General features: G+C 73.5%; 18 protein-coding genes. 4 read left to right on the forward strand and 14 right to left on the reverse strand.

Annotated elements, in window-relative coordinates:
• Positions 1 to 71 precede the first annotated feature (71 nt).
• The 6 genes from I003_RS0121120 to I003_RS32795 form a co-directional block, all read right to left on the reverse strand.
• Positions 72 to 866, reverse strand: a complete 795-nt coding sequence (locus tag I003_RS0121120; RefSeq protein ID WP_027773330.1) for a glutamine amidotransferase — start codon at positions 864 to 866, stop codon at positions 72 to 74.
• Positions 863 to 1,696 (reverse strand): N-acyl homoserine lactonase family protein, encoded by an 834-nt coding sequence (locus tag I003_RS0121125; RefSeq protein ID WP_027773331.1) that lies wholly within the window; start codon positions 1,694 to 1,696, stop codon positions 863 to 865. The genes I003_RS0121120 and I003_RS0121125 overlap by 4 nt, the downstream gene beginning before the upstream one ends.
• A 47-nt stretch (positions 1,697 to 1,743) precedes the next feature.
• Entirely contained in the window at positions 1,744 to 2,859 is a 1,116-nt protein-coding gene (locus I003_RS0121130; protein WP_027773332.1) for an ABC transporter substrate-binding protein, read from the reverse strand.
• A 61-nt stretch (positions 2,860 to 2,920) separates the two neighbouring features.
• On the reverse strand, positions 2,921 to 3,754 hold the full coding sequence (locus tag I003_RS0121135; RefSeq protein WP_051368368.1) for an ABC transporter permease: 834 nt from the start codon (positions 3,752 to 3,754) through the stop codon (positions 2,921 to 2,923).
• Positions 3,741 to 4,511 carry an ABC transporter ATP-binding protein gene (locus tag I003_RS32790; protein WP_037721353.1) on the reverse strand — a complete coding sequence of 257 codons (771 nt, stop codon included), beginning with the start codon at positions 4,509 to 4,511 and terminating at the stop codon, positions 3,741 to 3,743. The genes I003_RS0121135 and I003_RS32790 overlap by 14 nt, the downstream gene beginning before the upstream one ends.
• Positions 4,512 to 4,525: 14 nt before the next feature.
• Positions 4,526 to 5,575, reverse strand: coding sequence for a LacI family DNA-binding transcriptional regulator (locus I003_RS32795; protein WP_051368369.1), 1,050 nt, complete (start codon positions 5,573 to 5,575; stop codon positions 4,526 to 4,528).
• A gap of 157 nt (positions 5,576 to 5,732) precedes the next feature.
• On the opposite strand from I003_RS32795, the gene I003_RS0121150 reads away from it, so the two are divergent.
• The 3 genes from I003_RS0121150 (at position 5,733) to I003_RS32800 (ending at position 10,636) form a co-directional block, all read left to right on the forward strand.
• Positions 5,733 to 7,340 (forward strand): helix-turn-helix domain-containing protein, encoded by a 1,608-nt coding sequence (locus tag I003_RS0121150; protein WP_027773334.1) that lies wholly within the window; start codon positions 5,733 to 5,735, stop codon positions 7,338 to 7,340.
• Between the two features lie 226 nt (positions 7,341 to 7,566).
• Entirely contained in the window at positions 7,567 to 8,004 is a 438-nt protein-coding gene (locus I003_RS0121155) for a TIGR02611 family protein (RefSeq protein ID WP_027773335.1), read from the forward strand.
• A 2,254-nt stretch (positions 8,005 to 10,258) separates the two neighbouring features.
• Entirely contained in the window at positions 10,259 to 10,636 is a 378-nt protein-coding gene (locus I003_RS32800; RefSeq protein WP_486584319.1) for a phosphotriesterase family protein, read from the forward strand.
• A 105-nt stretch (positions 10,637 to 10,741) separates the two neighbouring features.
• Here the strand turns inward: I003_RS32800 and I003_RS0121165 are convergent, their stop codons facing one another.
• The gene (locus tag I003_RS0121165; RefSeq protein ID WP_027773336.1) at positions 10,742 to 11,440 is read right to left on the reverse strand and encodes a TetR/AcrR family transcriptional regulator; all 699 of its coding nucleotides are present in this window, start codon (positions 11,438 to 11,440) and stop codon (positions 10,742 to 10,744) included.
• Positions 11,441 to 11,531: 91 nt separating this feature from the next.
• Here I003_RS0121165 and I003_RS0121170 point away from each other — a divergent pair, with 91 nt between their 5' ends.
• A complete protein-coding gene (locus I003_RS0121170) occupies positions 11,532 to 12,665 on the forward strand; it encodes a PQQ-dependent sugar dehydrogenase (protein WP_027773337.1) in 1,134 nt (377 codons plus the stop codon).
• On the opposite strand, the gene I003_RS0121175 is transcribed toward I003_RS0121170, so the two are convergent.
• From I003_RS0121175 to I003_RS0121205, 7 genes are all read right to left on the reverse strand, one after another.
• Positions 12,662 to 13,816 (reverse strand): XdhC/CoxI family protein, encoded by a 1,155-nt coding sequence (locus I003_RS0121175; RefSeq protein ID WP_027773338.1) that lies wholly within the window; start codon positions 13,814 to 13,816, stop codon positions 12,662 to 12,664. The two genes, I003_RS0121170 and I003_RS0121175, sit on opposite strands and share 4 nt — an antisense overlap.
• Before the next feature lie 14 nt (positions 13,817 to 13,830).
• Positions 13,831 to 16,017 (reverse strand): xanthine dehydrogenase family protein molybdopterin-binding subunit, encoded by a 2,187-nt coding sequence (locus tag I003_RS0121180; protein ID WP_027773339.1) that lies wholly within the window; start codon positions 16,015 to 16,017, stop codon positions 13,831 to 13,833.
• The gene (locus tag I003_RS0121185; protein WP_027773340.1) at positions 16,014 to 16,997 is read right to left on the reverse strand and encodes an FAD binding domain-containing protein; all 984 of its coding nucleotides are present in this window, start codon (positions 16,995 to 16,997) and stop codon (positions 16,014 to 16,016) included. Before I003_RS0121185 ends, I003_RS0121180 begins: the two co-directional genes overlap by 4 nt.
• Positions 16,994 to 17,620: a (2Fe-2S)-binding protein gene (locus I003_RS32805; protein ID WP_037721338.1), complete on the reverse strand. Its 627-nt coding sequence runs from the start codon at positions 17,618 to 17,620 to the stop codon at positions 16,994 to 16,996. Before I003_RS32805 ends, I003_RS0121185 begins: the two co-directional genes overlap by 4 nt.
• Before the next feature lie 214 nt (positions 17,621 to 17,834).
• Entirely contained in the window at positions 17,835 to 19,664 is a 1,830-nt protein-coding gene (gene recQ / locus I003_RS0121195; protein WP_027773341.1) for a DNA helicase RecQ, read from the reverse strand.
• Positions 19,665 to 20,008: 344 nt separating this feature from the next.
• A complete protein-coding gene (locus I003_RS0121200; protein WP_027773342.1) occupies positions 20,009 to 21,013 on the reverse strand; it encodes a proline racemase family protein in 1,005 nt (334 codons plus the stop codon).
• 95 nt (positions 21,014 to 21,108) lie between these two features.
• Complete coding sequence (locus tag I003_RS0121205) at positions 21,109 to 22,638, reverse strand: FAD/NAD(P)-dependent oxidoreductase (RefSeq protein ID WP_486584320.1); 1,530 nt, start codon at positions 22,636 to 22,638, stop codon at positions 21,109 to 21,111.
• Between the last annotated feature and the right edge of the window lie 6 nt (positions 22,639 to 22,644).

Genomic DNA, 22,644 nt, shown 5'->3' on the forward strand with positions numbered 1-22,644 from the left:
GAGTGCGGAAGGCTTCAGCCGTGGTGGACGGGCCGGGACAGGCCCCGTGCGCGGGGACGGCGGCGGACCCGCTACCGTGCGGCGGCCCCCGGTGCCGCCGCCTCGGCGCCCCGCGGCGCCGCCGCGGTCCAGCTCAGCAGCGCGTCCCACATCGGCCCGTAGCCCGTCCACTCGGTGAAGCCGGCCGGGGCCCAGTGCGCCGACATGTCGGAGGTGAAGACCGCGGTACGGCCAGCGCCCGCCTCGCGCACGGCGATCAGCGGGTCCCCGTCGATCTCCGCGAGCAGCGTCGCCTCCTCCCGCAGCACGGTCCTGTTGTAGCCCAGCAGGTAGGGCCACGGCCCGGCCACGTCCGGCAGCGCGGGGTGCGCCTCGGCGCGCGGGGCGGGGACACGGCCGTCCGGCAGCTCGCGCCGGTCGTCGTGGTCGAGTACGCGGACGGGCAGGACGTCGGCCAGCGGGCTGGCCCCGTAGCGCGCCTTGCCGTCGATGCCCGCGAACGACAGGTAGCCGCCGACCATGGCCAGCCCGCCGCCGCCTTCGACGTACGCGCGGAGCATCCCCAGCCGGTCCACGTCCCGGTCGCCGTCGTTGAAGACGGAACGGGTGAGCTGGAAGGTGTTCACGCCGACGTCGGAGATGACGACGCAGCCGTACGCGCCCAACGCCGCGGGGTCGACCGGGAAGTCCCGCTCTATGGTGTGCGCCGGGAGGTGGTCGACCTCCCAGCCGCGCCGCGAGAGCGCCGCCGTGAGCGGGCCGGCACCCTCGACGTACTCGGTGGTCGTGAAGGTGTCGAACCCCTTCTGGTGAATCATGTGCGTGGTCCACGACTCACCGAGCAGCAGCAGTTTCTTCGCGGTCATCGAATGGTTCCTTTCGGGAAGTGCTCCGTGAACTGCCAGTCGTGCTCGGGGACGATGATGTCGGCCTCGCGATGCAGCCGGTCGTATCCACGCATGAGCTGGGCCAGGTCCCAGAAGGACCCCATCGGCCAGTTCAGCTCCAGATTCCGGTAGTTGTACATGACGTCGCTGGTGAGGCAGACGGTGCCGCTTGCGGTCTCGACCATGACCACCATGCAGCCGGGGGTGTGGCCGCCGATCTTCACCAGCCTGATGCCGTCCGCGAGTTCCACGTCGCCGTCGATCACCCGGAGCCGGTCGCGTACGTCGGTGACCTTGTAGGAGTACTCCGGGTAATAGAACATGCAGAACTGCGGCGGCGCGATTCCCTGCGGCAGCTCGTCGCGCTGCACCACGAAAGTCGCCCGCGGGAAAAGCTCGTTGTTTCCGATGTGGTCGAAGTGCAGATGGGTGAGGACCACCACGTCCACGTCCGCGGGCCGGACGCCGTGCCTGGCCAGACCCGCGACGATGTCCTGCTGCGACCCGCGGCGCTCGGCGACGAAGTCGACGCCGTAGCGCGACTGCATGGCGGAGACCTCCTCGATGTCGCCGAGACCGGTGTCGATGAGGATCGTGCGGTCCGCGCCCTCGATGAGCCACACCGGCACCGGCACCATCACGCCCTCGTGAAGGCTGCCGTCGAGGCGCCGGATGTCGTGGCGGTATCCGTACGGGAGCACGGAGCCGCGGTCGAGATCGGGATGCGCGCCGCTGTTCAGCAGGCTCACCGCCAGGGAGCTCTCCAGCTCGCCGGTCACGATGTGATGGATGGTGTGCGTGCCGCTCATGGCGTCCTCCTCGCTCCGACCGCCGGCCCGGCGGGGCCGCGCGGTGCTCAGTAGCCCTCTTCGTGCGCGCCGTACTTGTCCACGTAGTCCCGCCAGACCTTCTCGCCCGCGAAGTGCTTCTCGGGGTCGACGGGGGAGCCGAGGGCGCCGGTGCGGGTCAGATAGTCGTTGTCGCCGTCCCAGGTGCGCTTCCAGTAGGCGACGCCGTCCTCGTCCAGAACCCACTTCTTGACCGCCGCTGCGTTCGGCGCGTACAGCTCGATCTTCTGCCAGGCGTCCACGAAGTCCTTGACGCCGGACTGGCTGCCGGTCTCCTTGTTCAGCCGGTCGGTGATGATCTTCCCGCACGCTTCGGTCTCGGCGTCGCAGTAGCGGAAGATGCGATGCATGACATGGGTGAGCTTGAGGATCTTGTCCTCGTGGTCGTCCAGGTACGAGTCCGTGGTGACCCAGCCGTTGATCGGCGGCGGGGCGAGGTCCGGGCCGGCCAGCAGCACGGGGGAGCCGTCGGCGACGGCCCGCGCGCGCTGCGGGGCGCCGCCGATGTAGGCGTCGCCGGTGCCGGACAGGAACGCGGCCAGCCCCTGGTCCGGGTCCATGTCGATGACCGTCACGTCGTCGGTCGACATGCCGACCGACTCCAGCGCCAGGTCGAGCGCCTTGCCCATGTCGGTGGAGTTGGTGGTGACGACCGTCTTGCCGCGCAACTGCTCGATGACCTCGGTGCGCGCCCTCTCCTCGTCCTGGCCCTTCTCGACGGCGTCCTCGTACGTGGTGAGGTTGCTGCCGGGGCGGGCGACGAGGGCGGAGCCCTCCGTGAACGGGTTGAAGCCGTAGGCGTACACCATGTCGTCGGTGGCCTCCGCCACAGAGACCAGGCCGGTGGTGTTGTTGATCGCCACGTCCACGGAGCCGGAGGCGACCGACGGCGTCACCGTGTTCCACGCCAGCGTCTTCAGCTCGACGTTCAGGCCCTCCTCCTCGAACCAGCCCTTCTCCTGGCCGATGATCGGCAGCATGGTGTCCTGGAACGGGGAGATGCCCAGCCGCACCGTGTTCGGGTCGCCGCCGCCGGGCTCCGAGCCCGAGCCGCAGGCGGACAGGGTGAGCAGCAGGGCGGCGGAGACGGCGAGACCGGCGGTCAGCGGTGAGGACGTGCGCATGTCGTGCTCTCCTCGGGTGGTTCGTGCGCGCGCCCCGGCGGCGGGACGGCGCGGGGAGCGCTCACGGAGCCGACGCGGACCAGCGCGTGGCCCGGTCGCTCAGCAGCTTGATGATCCGGTCGAGCAGGACGGCCTCGATCGCGATGATGATCGTGCCCACCAGCACCGACGGGGTGTTGAGGGTCCGGCTGGCCTGCATGATCAGCCGCCCGAGCCCGCTCTGCGCGCCCTGGAACTCCGCGGCCACGACGACCGCGAACGTCAGCGCGCTGCCGATCCGCAGCCCGGAGAGCAACTCGGGGACGATGGCCCGCAGCACCACGGTGCGGTAGACCTGCCCGGAGCCGGCGCCCAGCGACCGGGCGGCCCGGCCGTACAGCGGGTTGACGTTCCCCGCGGCCACGATCGTGTTGACGACCATGACCATGAACGAGGCCAGCGCGCCGAGGAAGATCTTGCCGCTGTCGCCGATGCCGAACCACAGGATGACGAAGGGGATCAGCGCCACCGGGGGGATCGGCCGGACGGCCTCGATCACCGGCGTCAGCGCGTAGAACAGCGTGCGGGAGCGGGACATGAGCAGCCCCACGGCCACGCCGAGGGCGCTGCCGGCGGACCACGACACCACCACCCGGCCGAGCGTCGCGGTGGCGTCCGACCACAGCGTCTCGCGCAGGTTCGACGCGCTGTCCCACACCTTGTCGGGCGCGGGGAACTTCAGCGGGTCGATCGCGTCGGTGGCGGTGGTGAACAGCCACCACAGGAACAGCGCCAGCGCGATCACGGCCACGGAGAGCGCCGGCCCCGCCAGCCGCCGCGCGGGGCCCTTCCGCTTGGGGGACCGGTCGTCCGGCGCCGCGGGCGGGCGGACGGGAGTCGTCTCAGGCAGCGTCATCGGTCGTCTCCCTCAGCAGATGGGCGATGCGCAGGCGCAGGTGCTGGAACGCGGGCTCGCCGCGGACGTCGAGGTCGCGGGGCCGCTCGAAGGGGACCTCGACGATCTCGCGCACCCGTGCCGGGCGCGGCGTCATGACCGCGATGCGGTCGCCGAGGAAGAGGGCTTCCTCGATGTCGTGGGTGACGAAGAGGACGGTCTTCGGCGCGGCCTGCCACGTGCTGATCAGGAAGAGCCACATCTCCTCCTTGGTGAACAGGTCCAGCGCCCCGAAGGGCTCGTCGAGCAGCAGCACCTCGGGTTCGTTGACGTAGGCGCGGGCCAGGTCGACGCGCTTGCGCATGCCGCCCGACAGCTCCTTGGGATAGGCGTCGGCGAAGTCGCTCAGCCCGACCTGGGCTAGGAAGTGGTCGACGGCCGGCGCCCACTCGGAGCGCGGTACGCCGCGCATGCGCGGCCCGTACGAGACGTTGTCCCGTACGGTCAGCCAGGGGAAGACCGCGTCCGCCTGGAAGACGACCGCGCGGTCCGCCGACGGGCCCTCGACCCGCCGGCCGCCGACCTCGACGCTGCCCTCGGTGGGCTGCTCGAAGCCGGCGATGAGGTTCATCAGCGTGGTCTTCCCGCAGCCGCTCGGGCCGACGAGGCAGACGATCTCGCCGGATGCCACGCTGAGTTCCGTACGCGAGAGCGCGAGCGTCTCCCGCCGGCGGCTGACGAACAGTTTCGATGCCTGCGCTACATGGATGCCGGACACGTCCTCACGCTCCTTCACTCTCTCGTACGGCCTGGCGCTCCCTTCCGGCCTGCCGGGCGACGGGGCGCCGGCGCGGTGGAGTGGCGTTCCCTTAAGGTCACGGGCAGCACGGTGTGCTCGGGCCCGCTCGCAGGGTCGGTGATGATGCGGTACAGCTCCTCGGCGGCCCTCCGGCCGAGGACGGCGGCGTCCTGGCGCACCGTGGTGAGCGCGGGGGCGATCAGATGGGCCGCCAGCACGTCGTCGAAGCCGACGACGGAGACGTCCGCGGGGACGTCGAGCCCCAGGTTGCGCAGGGCGGCGACGGCTCCGAAGGCCATCATGTCGTTGGCGGCGAAGATGCAGGTGAAGCCGCGGTCGAGGAAGAGGGGGGCGGCCTCGCGCACGGCCGTGTAGCCGCCGTCGTAGGTGAAACCACCGGGACGCACCTCGCAGCCGCCGCCCGTCTCCCGCCAGAGGTCGCGGAAACCTTCGACGCGACGAAGGCTCGACATGAGCTGGGACGAGGCGGACAGCACGAGGGCGTCCCGGTGGTCCAGGGCCGCCAGATGCCGGGCGGCGAGGCGTCCGCCCTCCGCGTTGTCCGAGACGACGCTGGTGGCGCCGATTCCCGGCACCTCCTCGTCGACCAGCACGAAGGGGATCCCCGCCAGCATCTCGGCGGTATCCGGGGCCGGCGAGGGCGCGCCGGCGGCGTAGACGACGCCGTCGACGGCCCGCGACCGGATCATGTTCAGGTGGAAGCGCTCGCGCTCGACCTCGAAGGCGGTGTTGCCGAAGACGACGTTGTATCCCTGGTCCAGGGAGACGTCCTCGACGCCCTTGGCGAGGTCGGCGAAGAAGGTGTTGCTGATGTCCGGCACGATGAGGCCGACGATCTGGGAGGCGCCGCTCTTGAGTGTCTGGGCCGCGCGCCGCGGCACGTAACCCAGCTCGGCCATCGCCTCCTGCACGCGTTTGAGCACGGTGGGCGACACCGGCCGCTTGCCGGACAGGGCGTGGGAGACGGTCGTCCTGCTGACGCCCGCGCGGGCGGCGACATCCGCTATGACCGGTCGTGCCATCCCGCTCTCCTCCTCACGCAAATCGGTTTGCCAAACCGTTTTGCCCAACGTAGGCCGACGGCCGCCGCCACGTCAAGGCCCGGTGCGTGCGTCGTGCGGCGGGCATTTCTCAGGAAGATTCCGCAGGATGTCTGCCCTACGCAGAGGGGGGACTGCCATGCAGTCATCAGGGATCAGGGATCCGCACTGGCGCACCGCGCGCTCCGATGAACTACTCCGCGAGGTGCAGCGGCAGGCCGCACGGCCCGTCGAACCCGACCTGCGCCGCATCGTCGACTGGTTACGCGGCCACATCGACGCGCACGTCGCGCTCGTCTGGAGCACGGGGGCTCTGGTCGCGGCCTCCGCCGGGTTCCCGCACGCCGTGCTGGGCGCGGTACCCGCCGGGCTCGCCCGGCTCGGCGAGGGCCGGGGCGGAGTCGCCGGGCTGGAGGCCGGCGGGCTGCACCTGCGTCTCGACGTCCTCGAACCGCAGCCCCAGCCGGCCGGTCACCGCGCCCGCCTCCACGCCTTCGACACCGGCGACACCACCGGCCTGTGGCCCGCGCGGCCGGTACTGGTGGTCGCGGGCGCGAAGCCTCCCGCCCGGGAGGACGCCCGCCTCGCCGCCGACGCCGCCCGCTCCGTCGCACTCCTGCTGCGCCTGCACGAGGCAGGGGCGGTGCAGCGCAGCTACCAGGCGAAGGCCCGGCAAATGCGCTTCGCCGTGCTCCAGGCCCTGCTGGCCGGCGACCCGGATCTGGCCCGCCGGATGACCGTCGGCGCCGTCCCCGAACTGCTGCAGGCGCGCACCCTGCGCATCTACCTCCTGCAGTGCCCCGCGGCCGAACGCGACCGCCTGGCCTTCGGCCTCCAGGACCCCTCGGGCTACCACGACCGCGACCTCATGGTGCAGTGCCCGGTCATCCGCGAGCACCTCATCTGCCTGGTCTCCGAGGACTCCGAGGACTCCGAGAGCGGTCCTGCCCCTGCCGGGCGGGGCCTGGAGCTGCGCCGCCTGGCGCGGAAGAACGCCGGCTACGCCCTGGGCATCAGCGCCGTCCATGCGCTGGAGGCGACCTCGCAGGCGTACGAGCAGGCCCGGCACGCGCTCTCGGTGGCCGGGAACCTGCCCGGCGGCGTGGCGTCCTACCGCGGCGAGTCCCCCCTCGCCCAGCTTCTGCCCCGGCCGGACGCGGCGGAGTGGGCCCGGTCCTTCCTGCGCCCGCTGGCCGACTCACCCCGGCTGACCGTGCACATCCTGCGGGTCGGGCTGACCGTGTCACGCTCGGGGGCCGCCCGGTTCCTGGGCGTCAGCCGCAACACGGTCGCGGCCCACGTCAGACGGGCGGAGCGGCTGCTCGGCCTCGACCTCGACGAGGTGGACTCCCGGGCCCTGCTCCACCTGGCCCTGGCCCTCGCCGACCCCCCGTCCACCGGGCCCGTGGCCGGCGCCGGCGGCGGCTCCGGCCCCGGCCGCGCGGGCGACGGTGCCGTGCCGTCCGTCGCCGAGCTGATCCACTCACCGCCGGCGAGGGCCTGGGCGGCGGCGTTCCTGCACCCGCTCGACGACACCCTGCGTACCACCGCACGGGCCTGGGTCACGGCCAACGCCGACGCCCAGCGCGCCGCCCGCGCCCTCGGCATCAGCCGCAACACCGTCAGATCGCGGCTGCGCACCGCCGAGGTGCTGCTCAACCGGGACCTGCTCACCACCGGCTTCGGCATCTACGACCTCGTGCAGGCTCTCGCCATCACGGAAGGGCGCATGGCGCGTCTTCCATGAACGATTCCTGAGAACCTGCTGAGAAAGTGGGCGCCGAGCCGCGCCGCGTCCGCCCGGCGCGGCTGCGCGCGGTGCCCCGGCCCCGTGCTCCGGGGAGGGGGAGCGGAGTACACCGCCGGGAGGAGGCGGCTCCGGCACGACGGGCCGCCGGGTGGACGGCCGGAACCGTCTCAGCCCGTAACGTGTCTCCATGAATGTCGGGCGTGGCGATCAGGGGGACAGGAGAATGGACAAGACCGACACCGACGCTCCGGTGGCGAAGCTTGACGAGCCGGAGAAGCCGGAGACTCCGGAGCACCGGGTGTGGGGGTCGAAGGCACCGGGGTTCATTCAGCGCTCGCGCGCGCTGCATGTGAGCTGGCAGGTCGGGGTCTTCGTGGTGGGTCTGGCCATAGTCGGCGGGGGCATCATCCTGCTGCCGCTGCCCGGCCCCGGCTGGCTGGTGATCTTCGCGGGCATGGCCGTCTGGGCGACGGAGTTCGTGTGGGCGCAGATAATCCTCCGCTGGACGAAGCGGAAGGTCACCGAGGCCGCGCACCGCGCTCTCGACCCGAAGGTCCGCCGGCGCAACGCGATCCTGACCGCTGTCGGCCTGGTGATCGCCGGCGCGCTGATCGGTATTTATCTGTACAAGTTCGGTCTGGAGATGCCCTGGAAGGTGTGACCGTCCCGGACTCGCGGCCTGCGGCCTGCGGCCTGCGGGGTGCGGCCTGCGGGGTGCGGTCTGCGGGGCGCGGGGTGCGGTCTGCGGGGCGCGGGGCGCGGGGTGCGGTCTGTGGCGTGTGGCCCGAGGCGTGCGGCCTGCGGCATGCGGTCCGAGGCGCGCGGTCCGAGGCGCGCGGTCCGAATCCCGCGACCCGAGGCCCGAGACCGCCGGAGGCCCGCGGCCGTAGGTCCGAGGCGTGCGGTCCCGTCACGCACGGTCCCCATGCCGCGCGCTCCCGGCCCTGGCGGGCAGCCTGGCGGCTGCCCGCCAGGGCCGCATTATCGGCCGGGGCCGGGTTTTGCGGGGGGCGGGGATTTCGCTGGAGTCGGGCTGGATCCCCGGCGCGGAACTTCAGAGCTGGGGGGACGGCCGCGGGGCGGCCCGCTGCCGGACGGCCTGTCGCCGGACGCCTCCTGCCGGACGGCCTGTCGCCGGACGCCTCCTGCCGGAGGGCCCTCGACGGGGTTGCGGGGATGGGGTGCTTGGGGTGCGCCGGCGGCCCGGGTGGGCCGGGGGCGGGGCCGGCGTGCGGAGGACCTGCGTCGGTGGCGCCGGTGCCGGAGGGCCGCATGTCGGCTGCTCCACCGTTCGCCCAGCTCCCCAGTCCCTCACGCCCGCCCAAGGGTATGCGCCTGCTCTGACATTGGGCCCGCGTTGCCGGGGTGGCGGGCTGGTTCGTCGTGCCCGCGGGGCGGGTGCGGGGGTACGCGTCGGGGCGGGCGTTGGTGTGTGGGGTGGGCCGGTGTGCGGGGCGCCGTGTCGGGGTGCCCGTCCGTGACGGGGGCGGGTGCGGGGGTGCCGGTGTCGGGGTGGGGCGGTGTCGGGGGGGCTCCCCCCGGGCCACCCCGCTTGTTGATTGTCGGGCCTGCGTCCGGCGTCAAGGGCGCTCCCTCCGCTTCGCTGCGGGGGCGTCGCTGCGCGATGGGGCTTCGCCCCACCCTTGACCCCGGACTCCGGCCCGTGACAGACCGGCAGCTAAGGGTGGCCCAGGGGGAGCGGGCACCCTCCGGCAGGGCTACGGATGCCGACCCCGGCGGACGGGGGGCCGCTGGCCCGAGTCGGGCCTTCCCTGGTCGCGGGCGCCCTGGCGGACGGGGCCGGGGCACCGGCGCCGGGCCTGCCCGGTCGCGGGCGCCCCGGCGGACGGAGGCCGGGGCGCCGGTGCCGGGTCTTCCCTGGTCGCGGGTGCCCCGGCAGTCGGGGGGCGGGGCACCGGTGTCGGGCCCGCTCCGGTCGCGGAAGCTCCGGTGGACGGGGGCGAAGCCCCGGAGTTGGGTCTGCCCCCGGTCGCGGGTGGGCCGGGGACGGGGGCGGGGGTCGGTGTCGGGGTCCTCCGGTCGCGGGTGCGTCGGCAGTCGGGGTTCGGGGCCCCGGAGTTGGGTCTGCCCTGGTCGCGGGCGGGCCGGTAGGTGGGGGCGGGAGTCGGTGTCGTGGCCGTTCCGGTCGCGGGGTGCCGGCGGTCGAGGGCCGGGGCACCGGTGTCGGGTCTTCCCTGGTCGCGGGTGTGGTGGTGGTCGGGGTTCGGGGCCGGGGAGTGGGGTCGGTCCCGGTTGCGGGCGGGCCGGTAGGCGGGGGGCGCGGCGCCGGAGTGGGGTCGGTCCCGGTTGCGGGCGGGTTCGTGGACGGGGCCGGGCGCCGGTGCCGGGGGTCCTCTGGTCGCGGGTGCGGTGGTGGTCGGGGTCGGGGCGGACGGAGTGGGGTCGGTCCCCGGGGTGCCGATGCGTCCGGTGGGCGGGGTGAAGCCCGGTGCTGGGCAGCGGGTTTCGTGGTGGACGGCGGGTCTGTTGGGTCGCGGGGTGTGCGTGGGTGGGCAAGAGTCGGGGCGGGTGGGCGTTTTGGGCGGGTCTGGTTAGTGGGGTGCCGCGAGTTTGTCTCGGTGGCGTGCGCGAGGTCCGTTTCTGGGTGCGGATTCGGGGCTGCGGGGGGTTTTGTGCGTGTCGCGGGGTGAAACTCCACCCCCACGGGCGATTTAACCCGGTTTGACGGGCCGGAGGGGGCGAGTTTGTGTCGGTAGCCCTCATTCCGGGCCGCCTGGGCGGTGATGCGCACCGTCGGGGCGGGGCGGCGCGTGTCGTGGAGCAAAACTCGGACACCGGGGGGCGTTTGCCCTGGTTTGGTGGGCTGGTTGGGGTGACTTCGCACCGGAAGCGCTCCCTCCGGGCCGCCCAGGCGGCTGCGGGTAAGGGGCGAGGCCCTCCTTGGGGCGTTCGAGGTGCTGGCCGGACACGGGGTGCCGGCGCACCGCGTCGTTCTCGCGCACGCCGATCGCAACCCCGACCCCGGACTGCACGCGGAGCTCTGCGCGGCCGGGGCGTACCTCGGCTACGACGGCATGACCCGGCACCGCAGCCACCCCGACTCCACCGTGCTGGCCTGCCTGCTGGCCACCGCGGAACGCGCGGGCCCGGACCGGCTCCTCCTCGGCGGCGACATGGCCCGCCGCAGCCGCTACCGCGCCTACGGCGGCATGCCGGGCCTCGACTATCTGCCGCGCCGCTTCCTCCCGCGCGTCGCGGCCGGGGGCGGCGGGGAACGTGTGCGCGCGGTCACGGTCACCAATCCCGCCCGGCTGCTGGACTGGGCGGGCTGACCGCTCCGCCCGCCCCGCCGGCGCGAGCGCAACGCGAGGCGGGATCAGGGCCCGAAGACGGCTCGCCGGTGCGGGCTCGCGCGCTGAGCAGGGCGGACGCGGCGCTCAGTCCGTGGTGGCGATGCGGTCCAGCCACTCGGTGAGCAGGGCCCGTTCGGGGTCCGTCAGGGAGGTGGTCTGCGGGAGGGCGGCGCGCAGTGCGACCGCGTGGCCGACCACTCCGCCGCCGTCCGGCTGGGTCTGCCGGGGGGGATCGGTGGTGACGGCGGCGATGACCGATTCCCGGGCGAGGACCGAGAGGGACATGTCGCGCGCGTTCTCGGGCTGCGAGATCAGCGTGAGCGTCACGCCGCGCCCGGTGGAGTGGACGAGGAAGGCGGCCCGGTCCTCGCTCATCCGCAGTCGCCCCGCCGCGGCGATGCGACTGATCATGCCGGCCAGGACCGCGGATGCCTCCCGTGCGGCCGGGGGCTCGGTGCCGGGCCGCTGGTCGCCGTAGATCAGGGTGTAGAACGCGGGGTTGGCCAGGCCGAAGCCGACGTGGAGATCCCATCCGCGGCGCAGGTCCGCGACCGGGTCGTCGGTCGGCTGTTCGGCGGTCTTGCTGCGCAGGTAATCCGCGAAGCCGTGGCTCGCGACGGCGTCCAGCAGTCCCTGCTTGTCCCCGAAGATGCGGTAGATGGCCGGGGCCTGGACGCCGGCCGCCGCGCTGACCGCACGGGTCGACACGGCGTCCCCGCCGCCCTCGGCGAGCAGGGCGGCGGCCGCCTCGATGATGCGGTCGCGATTGTTCCTCGTCTCCATGTTTCCAACGTTAACAGAAATGCGCTATCGGATTCTGTTATCTGTGATACCGTCAATCTGTTTCCAGTGATTCGTGATCGAGGCGGTGGACATGAACGAGAGCATCCCGAAGAGGCGATCCGGCGTCGCGGCGGTCATCGCGCTGGCCGTTGCGCTGGGCGGGTGTACGGCGCCGGACGGCCGGCCGGCGGCCTCCGCGCCCCCGGCCGGGGACGGCCCCGGCGGTGCGGGCGCCGCGGTCGTCCCCGGCGAGGTGTCGGAGATCGCCACCCGGCTCGACTCGCCCTGGGGGCTGACGTTCCTGCCCGACGGGACGGCCCTGGTCTCCTCCCGGCTGTCCGGGGAGATCCGCCGCGTCCCCGCGGCCGGAGGCCGCACGTCGCTCGTCGGCACGGTGCCGGGGGTGCGCGAGAGCTCCGAGGGCGGCCTCCTGGGCCTGGCGGCCTCCCCGGACTTCGAAAGCGACCGGACGGTGTACGCCTACGTGTCCGCCGCGCCCACGAACCGCGTCGTCGCCCTGCGGATCGGGGACGGCTTCCGGTCGGTGACCCGGGAGCGGGTGGTGCTTTCGGGCATCGAGACGGCGGATCGCCACCACGGTGGCCGCCTGCGCATCGGGCCGGACGGCAACCTGTGGATCGGCACGGGGGACGCGTTCCGGCCCGGGAACGCGGCGGATGACTCGTCGTTGAGCGGAAAGGTGCTGCGCGTGCGGCCCGACGGGTCGATCCCCGGCGACAACCCCTTCGGCACGGCGGTCTACTCCACCGGCCACCGCAACGTGCAGGGCCTCACCTTCGGCCCGGACGGCACCATGTACGCCTCCGAGCTGGGGCACCGGACCTGGGACGAGGTGAACGTCCTGCGGGCCGGAGCGGACTACGGCTGGCCGGAGACCGAAGGAACCGCGGGAGAGACGGGGGAGCCGCCGCTCTTCACGGTTCACCCCGACGACGCCTCGCCCTCCGGCATCGCCTACGCGGGCGGCTCGCTCTGGATGGGCGCGCTCGGCGGGCAGAGGCTCTGGCAACTGCCGGTCGACGGCCCCCGGGCGGCCGGCGATCCGATCGCCCACTACGTCGGCGAGTACGGCCGCATCCGGACGGTCGAAACCGCGCCCGACGGCTCGCTGTGGATCACGACGTCGAACACCGACGGAGCCACCTGGGGCGGCACCGAGCCCCGGCCCGGCGACGATCGCATCCTGCGGATCGACCTCCCCTAGCCGAAGCCCGCGATCCGTTCCGGTGCCGCCTCACGGTGGAGGGGACCGGCGGTCTCGGACAGGCGGAGCCCGTGGTGCCCGTGACGCAGAAGGAGTATCTCGGCCGCGATGGAGACCGCCGTCTCCGCCGGGTCGGCGCCGCCGAGGTCGAGTCCCACGGGGGAGCTGAGCCGCGCCAGTCGGCCGGCGGGAAGTCCCGCCGCCCGCAGTGCCGCGATGCGCTGGGCCACGCTGCGCCGGGAGCCCATGGCGCCGACGTAGGCCAGATCCATCTCCAGGGCGGCCGTGAGCAGCGGTATGTCGAACTTCGGATCGTGCGTCAGCGAGACGACCACGGTGCGGTCGTCGATGCGCCGCTTCTCGGCTTCGTCGGCGAGGTGGCGGTGCGGCCAGCTCACGACGACCTCGTCGGCATCCGGAAAGCGCTCCGGGGTGGTGAACACGGGGCGGGCGTCGCAGACCGTGACACGGTAGCCGAGCAGGGCGCCCTGGCGGGCGAGAGCCGAGGCGAACTCGCCCGCACCGTAGATCAGCATGCGGGGCGGGGGAGCCAGGCAGTTGACGAAGATCCGCGGACCGTGCGCGCAGTCCGCTCCGGCCGGACCGGGGCGGACGGTGCCGGAGCGGTTCCGGGCCAGCAGCCGACGGGCCGCCGAGGCCGTCTGTGCATCGAGGACGGGACTGCCGGTGCTGCCCGCGGTGCCGTCGGCCCAGCAGACCAGGTGGTTTCCCGGTCGTGCTGCCGGCCACGACGGGTCGGCTTCGACGACGGTCGCCAGGGCGACGGGGGTCGCCGATCTCAGGTGCCCGAGGAGGACGCCCAGTTCGGGAAAGGACCGCCGGTCGACGCGCTCGACGAGGACCTCGATCGTGCCGCCGCACGTCAGACCGACGGCCCCGGCGTCGGAGTCGGACACTCCGTAGCGTTCGAGCACGGCGGTGCCGTCCGCGACGGCCTGCTGGGCCAGGTCGTGGACGGCGCCCTCGACGCAGCCGCCGGAGATGCTGCCGGTGACCCCGCCGTCCGGGGCGCAGATCATGAGCGCCCCGGGCCTCCGCGGGGCGGAGCCGAAGGTGGACACGACCGTGGCCACTCCGCTCGGGGTGCCCGCCTCCCACAGCCGGTGCAGTCGCTCCCACAGGGCGTTCACCGTGTGCGCGCCCCTCACAGCAGCTTGTCCGGGGTGATGGGCAGGGCGCGGATCCGGCGCCCGGTGGCGTGGTAGACGGCGTTGCCGATCGCCGCCGTCATCCCGGTCCCCGGGGTCTCGCCGAAGCCGCGTGCCCCCAGAGCCTCCTGCTGTACAGGGTCGGGTTCGTCGAGGAACACCGTCTGGATGCGGGGGATGTCGGCGTTGACGGGCACCAGATAGCCGGAGAGGTTCGGATAGACGACCCGGGCCCGGTGGGGGTCGACCAGGGTGTGCTCGGTGAGGGCGAAGCCGACCGCGCAGACGGCGCCGCCGAGGGCCTGGCTGCGCAGGGTTCTGCGGTTGAGGACGCGGCCGGCGTCGTACGCCCCGGCCATGCGGGTTACCCTGACCCGCCCGGTCCTGGGATCGACGCGCACCTCGGCGAACTCCGCGCCGACCGAGTAGCCGGGAGGGATGGGTACGGGGTCGGCGGTGGCCTCGACCGCTCTGCCGTGCCGGGCGAGGACGGCACGGATGCGTTCGCGGCGCCGGGGTTCGCCGGTCACGTACAGGACCCCGTCCTCCGCGGTGACCTGCTCGGCGGCGACACCGTGCAGGGGGGAGCGGGGGTCGGCGACCGCGATGCCGATGAGCGATCGGCGGGCCGCGGTGCAGGCGCGGGCGACGGCGGCACCGACGCCGGGGACGGTGGCGGACGCGACGGACATGAAGGCGAAGGGATAGTCGGTGTCGCCCAGTTCGAAGCCGACGTCGTCCAGGTCCAGCCCCAGGGTCTGGGCGGCGACCTGGGTCATGACCGTGTAGGTCCCGGTGCCGATGTCGTGGGTGCCGGCCTGGACCACCGCCCGCCCCGCGGTGGAGAGGACCACCCGGGCGCCGGCGCCCGGCCTGCCGCCCGTCGTGTGCGCCGCGGTGGCCATGCCCCAGCCGATCAGGGTGCTGCCGTCGCGCATCGACCGCGGACGCGGATCGCGTTCGCTCCAGCGGAACATGGCCGCTCCGCGCCGGTAGCACTCGATGAGGTGCTTGCTGCCGAACGGTTCGCCGGTCTCGGGGTCGACCGCCGTGTGGTTGCGCAGCCTGAGTTCGACGGGGTCCATGTCCAGCGCGTAGCTCAGTTCGTCGAGGGCCGACTCCAGCCCGAAGGAGCCGACGGCCTCCGGTGGCCGCATGAAGCTCGGTGCGGACAGGTCGAGCCGGACCGCCCGCTGGGCGACGTGCACGTGGGGGCAGGCGTACAGCACGCGGGTGGAGTGGCTGGTGGAGAAGATGCCCTGCTCGGTGCGGGTGACCTGCTGGGTGCTGACGTGGTCGATGGCGGTCAGGGTGCCGTCCCGCCTGGCTCCGATCCGCAGGCGCTGGTGGGCTTCGCCGCGGTGCCCGTTGGAGGTGAAGGTCTGGGCGCGGGAGAGCACCAGCTTCACCGGGCGCCCCAGCTCCCGGGCGACGGCGGCGGTGAGCAGGGTGTGCGGCCAGACCGGGCCCTTGGCGCCGAAACCCCCGCCCAGGAACGGCGAGAGCACACGCACATTGCCGAGGGGGAGGTCCTCAAGCGCCTCGGAGACGCAGATCCTGGTGGCGTGGCCGCCCTGGGCGGACTCGTACACCGTCACCCGGCCGCCGTCCCAGACCGCGGTCGTCGTGGACGGTTCGAGGGGATTGTGGTGGTGCATGGGCGTGGTGTAGGTGACGTCGACGCGGACGTCGGCGTCGGTTAGCCCCGCCGCCACGTCCCCGCGGGTCGTCTCGTTGGGGCCCGCCAGGCCGGGCGGAGGCACGAAGGCGTCGTCGAGCGCGTCGGCGACGGCGGAGCGGGGCCGGCGGGTGTCGTAGGAGACGTCGACGAGCGTGGCGGCGTGCTGGGCCTGCTCCAGTGTCTCGGCGACGACGTAGGCGACGGGCTGCCCGCTGTGGTGGATGTCCGTCTCCTGCAAAGGGAGGGAGCTCTTGAGGAAGCTGAGGTACGTCGGCCGCGTGAGGCGCGGCATGTTCCGGTGGGTGAAGACGGCGACCACCCCGGCCGAGCGCTCGGCCTCTTCGGTGTCGATGCCGGTGATCCGGCCGCGGGCGACGGTGCTCGTCGCGAGGAAGCCGTGCAGCGTTTCGCCGATCACGGCGTCCGCGGCGTAGGTGGCCGTGCCGGTGACCTTGGCGCGACCGTCGATCCGGGGAACGGGACTGCCTACGATCCGGCTCATCGGTCGCCTCCCAGGGCGTCGAGGACGTCGGCGAGGGCGCGCTGCACCAGCTCGACCTTGAATCGGTTGTGCTCGCGCGGCTCGGCGCCGCGCACCAGGTGCCGGCCGGCCGCGGCGACCGCGGCGCCGGTCAGCGGCCGGCCGCGCAGGGCGTCCTCGGCCGCGGCCGAGCGCCACGGACGGGGCGCGACGCCGCCGAAGGCGAGCCGGACGTCGGTCACCACCCTCCCCCGGAAGGCCAGCGCGGCTGCCACGGAGACCACGGCGAACTCGAACGAGGCCCGGTCGCGCAGCTTCAGGTACCGGGAGGTGCGGGCCGCCGGGGAGACGGGGACCTCGACCCCGGTGATGATCTCGCCGCGGCGCAGGGCGGTTTCCCGGTGCGGGGTGGAGCCGGGCAGGAGGTGGAGGTCGGCCAGTGCGATCGAGCGCCGGCCCGCGGGTCCGAGGGTGAGCACGAGGGCGTCCATAGCGGTGAGCGCGACCGCCAGATCGGAGGGGTGCACGGCGATGCAGTGGGAACTGCCGCCGAGGATCGCGTGCCGGCGGTTCTGGCCGTCGATGGCGGGGCAGCCGCTGCCGGGGATGCGCCGGTTGCACGGGCTGCCGCTGTCCCGGTAGTACCCGCAGCGGGTGCGCTGCATGAGGTTGCCGCCGATCGTGGCCCGGTTGCGCACCTGGGGAGACGCCGAGGCGAGCAGGGCCTGGGAAACCGCCGGGAAGCGTTCGCGGACCACCGGGTGATCGGCCACCGTCTGCATCCGGGCGGTGGCCCCGATGTGCAGCCGTCCGTCGCGCAGTTCGACGCCGGAGAGGGGGAGTCCGCCCACGTCCACGACCAGGTCGGGAGCGAGGACGCCGTCCTTCATCAGGTTCGTCAGCTCGGTGCCTCCGGCGATGAACGCCGCGGCGTCGCGGGAGGCGACCAGGCCGGCGGCCTCGGACGGGCCCGAGGCGCGTACGTAGTCGAAGGGATTCATCGTCCGGCCCTCCTGGCGGCGTCCCGCACGGCGTCGACGATGTTCGGGTAGCAGCCGCAACGGCACAGGTTTCCGCTCATGTGCTCCCGGATCTCGTCGTCGGACCGGGCGTGGCCCTCGTCGATGCAGGCGACGGCGGAGAGTATCTGCCCGGGGGTGCAGAATCCGCACTGGAAGGCGTCCCGCCGGATGAAGGCCGCCTGCACGGGGTGCAGTTCGTCCCCGTCGGCCAGGCCCTCGATCGTGGTGATCTCCCGGCCGTCCTCCATGACGGCGAGCGTCAGACAGGACGAGACGCGGCGGCCCTCGACGAGGACCGTGCAGGCCCCGCACTCACCCCGGTCGCAGCCCTTCTTCGTGCCGGTGAGCCCCAGCCGCTCGCGTAACGCGTCCAGGAGGGTGACGCGGGGCTCGACGGTGACCCGGCGCGCCTCGCCGTTGACGCGGAGCGTGATCTCGGCCGTCGGGTCCCCGGGAGCGGGGGCCCCGGCTTCGCCGGCGGCCGCGAGCGCGGGGGCGGCCACGCCGCCCGTCGCGACCAGCCCGGTGGCGGCGATGCCGCCTGCTTTGAGCACGCCGCGGCGGCTGTGCCCGGCGGTGGGGACTTGCTCGTGCTCGGACATATGTCTGCATCTCCTGGATCGCCCCGACACGCTGTTTCCGTGGATAACGGAACCATGTTAACGTCGGAACGGTCAAGGTGATAACTCAGAACTGTTTACATTGATACCGGGGTCGCGCGAGGGTCCGGTGCCGCTGTCCCTCTGCCGCCGTCGCCCGTGCCCTTGCGCGCAATCCGGCGCGCCGGGACCCGCCCCGAGGCACGGGCCCCCGGTCTCAGCCGGCGTCGTCCTCCGCGACGACCGCCAGGATCTGCTCGCCGTACTTCGCGAGCTTGTTCTCGCCGACGCCGCTGACCGAGCCCAGCGAGGGGAGCGACCCGGGGCGCTCCGTGGCGATCTGCCGCAGCGTCGCGTCGTGGAAGATCACGTACGCGGGCACGCCCTGCTCCTTCGCGGTCGCGCCCCGCCACGCGCGCAGCCGCTCGAAGAGCGACGCCGCCTCCGCGGGCAGGTCGGCCGCCTCGGCGCGCCCGGACCCGGACTTCGCCTTCGCCGCCCTGGCCGCCCGCTTGGGCTCGCTGCGCAACGGCACCTTGCGGCCCCGGTAGAGCACCTCGTCGGCTTCCTCGGTGAGCACCAGGGTGCCGTAGTCGCCCTCGACGGCCAGCAGCCCTTTGGCGAGCAACTGCCGCACGACACCGCGCCATTCGTGCTCGGCGAGGTCGTCGCCGACGCCGAAGACGGACAGCGTGTCGTGGTCGTGCTGGATGACCTTCGCCGTCTTCCTGCCCATCAGGATGTCGACGATCTGGCCCGCGCCGAACTTCTGCCGCCGCTCGCGCCGCAGCCGCACCACCGTCGACAGCAGCTTCTGCGCGGCGACCGTGCCGTCCCACGACTCGGGGGGCGTCAGGCACGTGTCGCAGTTGCCGCAGGGGGAGCCGCTCTGGCCGAAGTACGCGAGCAACTGCGAGCGCCGGCAGTCGACGCTCTCGCAGAGCGCGAGCATCGCGTCGAGATGGGCGCTCGCCCGCCGCCGGTGCGCGTCGTCGCCCTCGGAGCCGTCGATGAGCTTGCGCTGCTGGACCACGTCCTGCAGCCCGTACGCCAGCCAGGCGGTGGAGGGAAGCCCGTCGCGGCCGGCGCGGCCGGTCTCCTGGTAGTAGCCCTCGACGGACTTGGGCAGGTCGAGATGGGCGACGTAGCGCACGTCGGGTTTGTCGATGCCCATGCCGAACGCGATGGTGGCGACGATCGCCATGCCCTCTTCGCGCAGGAACCGCGACTGGTGCTCGGCGCGCGTCGCCGCGGGCAGGCCCGCGTGGTACGGCAGCGCGTCGATCCCGTTGCGCACGAGGAAGTCCGCGGTGTCCTCCACGGACTTGCGCGACAGGCAGTAGACGATGCCCGCGTCGCCCGCGTGCTCGGTGCGCAGCAGCTCCAGGAGCTGCTTCTTCGGCTCCCGCTTGGGCACGATGCGGTACTGGATGTTGGGCCGGTCGAAGCTGGCCACGAAGTGCCGCGCCTGCTCCAGCCGCAGCCGCTGCGCGATCTCCGCGTGCGTGGCCTTGGTCGCCGTCGCGGTCAGCGCGATGCGCGGCACGTCCGGCCAGCGCTCGGACAGCGCGGACAGGGCGAGGTAGTCGGGCCGGAAGTCGTGGCCCCACTGCGAGACGCAGTGCGCCTCGTCGATGGCGAACAGCGCGATCGTCCCGCGGTCGAGCAGCCGCATCGTGGACTCCACCCGCAGCCGTTCGGGCGCCAGGTAGAGCAGATCGATCTCGCCCGCGACGAACTCGGCCTCCACCATCCGCCGCTCGTCGGGATCCTGCGTGGAGTTCAGGAACCCGGCCCGCACCCCGAGGGCGCGCAGCGCGTCGACCTGGTCCTGCATGAGCGCGATGAGCGGCGAGATCACCACGCCGGTGCCCGGCCGCACGAGCGCGGGAATCTGGTAGCACAGCGACTTGCCGCCGCCGGTGGGCATCAGCACGAGGGCGTCGCCGCCGCCCACGACATGGTCGATGATCTCCTGCTGACCCTCGCGGAACGACTCGTAGCCGAAGACCTTGCTGAGGACCTGCAGCGCCTCGGTGGAACTCATCGGGCGAGTTTATGCCCCACCACCGACACCCCGCGGGCACACCCCCGGCCGGCCCGGCGGCGCGGTGTCCTCTTCTCCGACCCATGCCCAGCGCTCCGGAATCCTGGACGATTCGCCGTTTCTCGCAGTCCGATCCCGCGGGACCGGGCTGTGCCAGCGTGCCGGCGCTCCTGAGGAGACCGGCCGACTCGATCGAAGCGTGGGGCCCCTGTCGAATGCAGGACATCGTCATCGAGCCGGAGATGACCGAGCACGGACCCTGGCGGTCGGGGCCGGTCTCCTTCCACCTGCCGGACACGGCTGAGGACGGCCCCCCGGGCCGGCACCCCTGTGAACCCGTTCACCTAGAGGGTGAAGCCCGCGGGGAAAGGGTCTGCCGGGTCGAGGAGGTACTGGCCCATGCCGGTGATCCAGGCGCGGCCCGTCACCGTCGGGACCTGCGCGGGCAGGCCGCCGACCTCCGTCTCCGCCTCCAGACGGCCCGTGAACAGGGTGCCCAGCAGCGACTCGTTGACGAAGTCCGCGCCCAGGCGCAGCTCCCCGCGGGCGTGGAGCTGCGCCATCCGCGCCGAGGTGCCCGTGCCGCAGGGGGAGCGGTCGAACCAGCCGGGGTGGATGACCATCGCGTTGCGCGCGTCGGCGGAGCCGCCGGCGGGCGGGGCCGTCAACTGGACGTGCTTGCAGCCGGAGATCCCCGGGTCCGCCGGGTGCACCGGACGGTTCTGCTCGTTGACCGCGTCCATGATCGCCAGGCCCGCGCTCAGCATCCGCTCCTTCTCCGCCTTCGCGAACGGGATGCCGAGGCTCTCGATCGGCAGGATGGCGTAGAAGTTGCCGCCGTACGCCATGTCGTACGTGACCCGCCCGATTCCCGCCACCTCGACCGCGGCGTCCAGCTCCAGCACGAACGACGGAACGTTGCGCAGCGTCACCGACTCCGCCCGCCCGTCCGTCACCGCGACCCGCGCGGTCACCAGCCCCGCGGGCGTGTCCAGCCGGACCTCCGTGACCGGTTCCGTGACCGTGACCATTCCGGTCTCCACCAGCACCGAGGCCACGCCGATCGTGCCGTGCCCGCACATCGGCAGCAGGCCGGAGACCTCGATGTACAGCACGCCGTAGTCGGCGTCGGGCCGCGTCGGCGGCTGCAGGATCGCCCCGCTCATCGCGGCGTGGCCGCGCGGTTCGTTCACCAGCTGTTGCCGGATCTCGTCCAGGTGCCCGGCGAAGTACGCGCGGCGCTCGGCCATCGTGGCGCCCGGCACCACCCCGACGCCTCCGGTGATCACCCGGGTCGGCATCCCCTCGGTGTGCGAGTCGACGGCCGTGAAGTAGCGGGAGGCGCGCACCTCACACCCCCGCCCGGGAGGCCGGGAAAGCTCTGTCGGACGTGCCCTGCGGCATGGCGTTCTCCCTCGTGTGACGGTGGGGCGGTACGGGACGGTCACGTTCCCGGCTCCGGGTCGGCGGGCGGCTCCGCCAGCTCGCCCAGCCGCACCGGCGAGGCGATGGGGCGCCGCGCGAACCCCGCCGCGTCCGGCACCCCGGTCAGGCAGGCGACGTGAGGGCCGCACACGCGGCCCTGGCACTGGCCGAGTCCCGCCCTGCTCACGAGCTTCACGGCACGTGTCCCGAGCGCTTCGCGTTCCTCGACGGAGCGGCGCAGCTCGCCGTACGGGACCTCCTCGCAGCGGCACACGAGGGTGTCCTCGCGCAGCCACGTACGCCATCCGTCCCGCACCGGGTACGCCCGCGCGAGCGCGGCGGCGAACCTGCGTCCGGACCGTACCCGCCGCAGCGCCGCGACCGGGGGCGCCGGGCGTGCGCCGAGCAGCCGGGCCGCGGCGACGCCCGCGACCTCGCCTTCCGCGGCGGCCGGGCCCGCGCCGCCGACACCCGTCAGCTCACCCGCCGCGAACACCCCCGGCACCGATGTGGCCTGGGCGGCGTCGACCGCGACGAACCCGTCGTCGAGCGCGCAGCCGGCGGCGAGAGCCGTCTCCACCTGCGGTACGAACCCGAAGCCCACGCACACCGCGTCGACCGCCACCCGCCGCTCGCTGCCCGGCACGATCCGCCAGCCGGGGTCGAGACGCGCCGTGGTGACCGCCTCCACGCGGTCCGTGCCGTGGGCGGCGACGACGGCGGAGCGGCGCCGGTACGGGATGCGGTGGCGGGCCAGCAGCGCGGCGTAGCCCGCGAGTTCGCCGAACCTGCCGCGTCCGGCGATGACGCCCGCGGGCCGGCGCAGCCAGGCGGTGACCGGCTCCGCGGCCTCCAGCACCCCGGCCACCCCGGCCCCGGCCGCCGTCAGTGACGCGGCGACCGGCAGCAGGAACGGCCCGGTGCCGGCCAGCAGTACGCGCTCGCCGACGCGCACGCCCTGCCCCTTCGCCAGCGCCTGCGCCGCACCGGCGGTGAAGACGCCGGGCAGCTCCCAGCCGGGGAACGGCAGCGCCCTGTCGTACGCCCCGGTCGCCAGCACGAGCGCGGGGGTCTCGACGGTGCGCCCGGCGCGGCCCGGCCCGTCGGCGGGCCCGGTGCGCAGGTGCACCCGGTGCCCGCCGCCGGGCACGGGCTCCAGCGCCCAGACGACGGAGTGCGGCAGATGCTCCACGCCGGGCGGCGGTGCGAACCGCTCCCGGCCGGCGAGGAGGTTCTGCCGGTGGTACTGCCCGCCGAGCGCGGCGCCGGAGTCCACGAGCAGCACGCGGACGCCGAGCCGGGCCGCGGCCCGGGCGGCGGCCATCCCGGCGGGCCCGCCGCCGATGACGACGACGGGGCCGGCGGCGCGCAGCGCGGACCGTCCGGCGCCGGAGCGCTGCGGGCCGGGTCGTCCGCCGGTGGGGTGCGGGCGGGGCGAGTCGGCGGCGGGACGCTTCACCCCGGGTGGGTCGGCGTCGACCCGGTTCGCCCCGGGCCGGTCCGCGGCCGGGCGGTTCACCCCGGGTGGGTCCGCGTCGGGGCGGTTCACGCCGGG

Source organism: Streptomyces sp. CNQ329, assembly GCF_000482585.1.

What these genes read in the sequence shown, in the direction of transcription:
- I003_RS0121120 (WP_027773330.1), bottom strand. Translation starts at nt 866, where the DNA reads ATGACCGCGAAGAAACTGCTGCTGCTCGGTGAGTCGTGGACCACGCAC.
- I003_RS0121125 (WP_027773331.1), bottom strand. Translation starts at nt 1,696, where the DNA reads ATGAGCGGCACGCACACCATCCATCACATCGTGACCGGCGAGCTGGAG.
- I003_RS0121130 (WP_027773332.1), bottom strand. Translation starts at nt 2,859, where the DNA reads ATGCGCACGTCCTCACCGCTGACCGCCGGTCTCGCCGTCTCCGCCGCC.
- I003_RS0121135 (WP_051368368.1), bottom strand. Translation starts at nt 3,754, where the DNA reads ATGACGCTGCCTGAGACGACTCCCGTCCGCCCGCCCGCGGCGCCGGAC.
- I003_RS32795 (WP_051368369.1), bottom strand. Translation starts at nt 5,575, where the DNA reads ATGGCACGACCGGTCATAGCGGATGTCGCCGCCCGCGCGGGCGTCAGC.
- I003_RS0121150 (WP_027773334.1), top strand. Translation starts at nt 5,733, where the DNA reads ATGCAGTCATCAGGGATCAGGGATCCGCACTGGCGCACCGCGCGCTCC.
- I003_RS0121155 (WP_027773335.1), top strand. Translation starts at nt 7,567, where the DNA reads ATGGACAAGACCGACACCGACGCTCCGGTGGCGAAGCTTGACGAGCCG.
- I003_RS0121165 (WP_027773336.1), bottom strand. Translation starts at nt 11,440, where the DNA reads ATGGAGACGAGGAACAATCGCGACCGCATCATCGAGGCGGCCGCCGCC.
- I003_RS0121170 (WP_027773337.1), top strand. Translation starts at nt 11,532, where the DNA reads ATGAACGAGAGCATCCCGAAGAGGCGATCCGGCGTCGCGGCGGTCATC.
- I003_RS0121180 (WP_027773339.1), bottom strand. Translation starts at nt 16,017, where the DNA reads ATGAGCCGGATCGTAGGCAGTCCCGTTCCCCGGATCGACGGTCGCGCC.
- I003_RS0121185 (WP_027773340.1), bottom strand. Translation starts at nt 16,997, where the DNA reads ATGAATCCCTTCGACTACGTACGCGCCTCGGGCCCGTCCGAGGCCGCC.
- I003_RS32805 (WP_037721338.1), bottom strand. Translation starts at nt 17,620, where the DNA reads ATGTCCGAGCACGAGCAAGTCCCCACCGCCGGGCACAGCCGCCGCGGC.
- recQ (WP_027773341.1), bottom strand. Translation starts at nt 19,664, where the DNA reads ATGAGTTCCACCGAGGCGCTGCAGGTCCTCAGCAAGGTCTTCGGCTAC.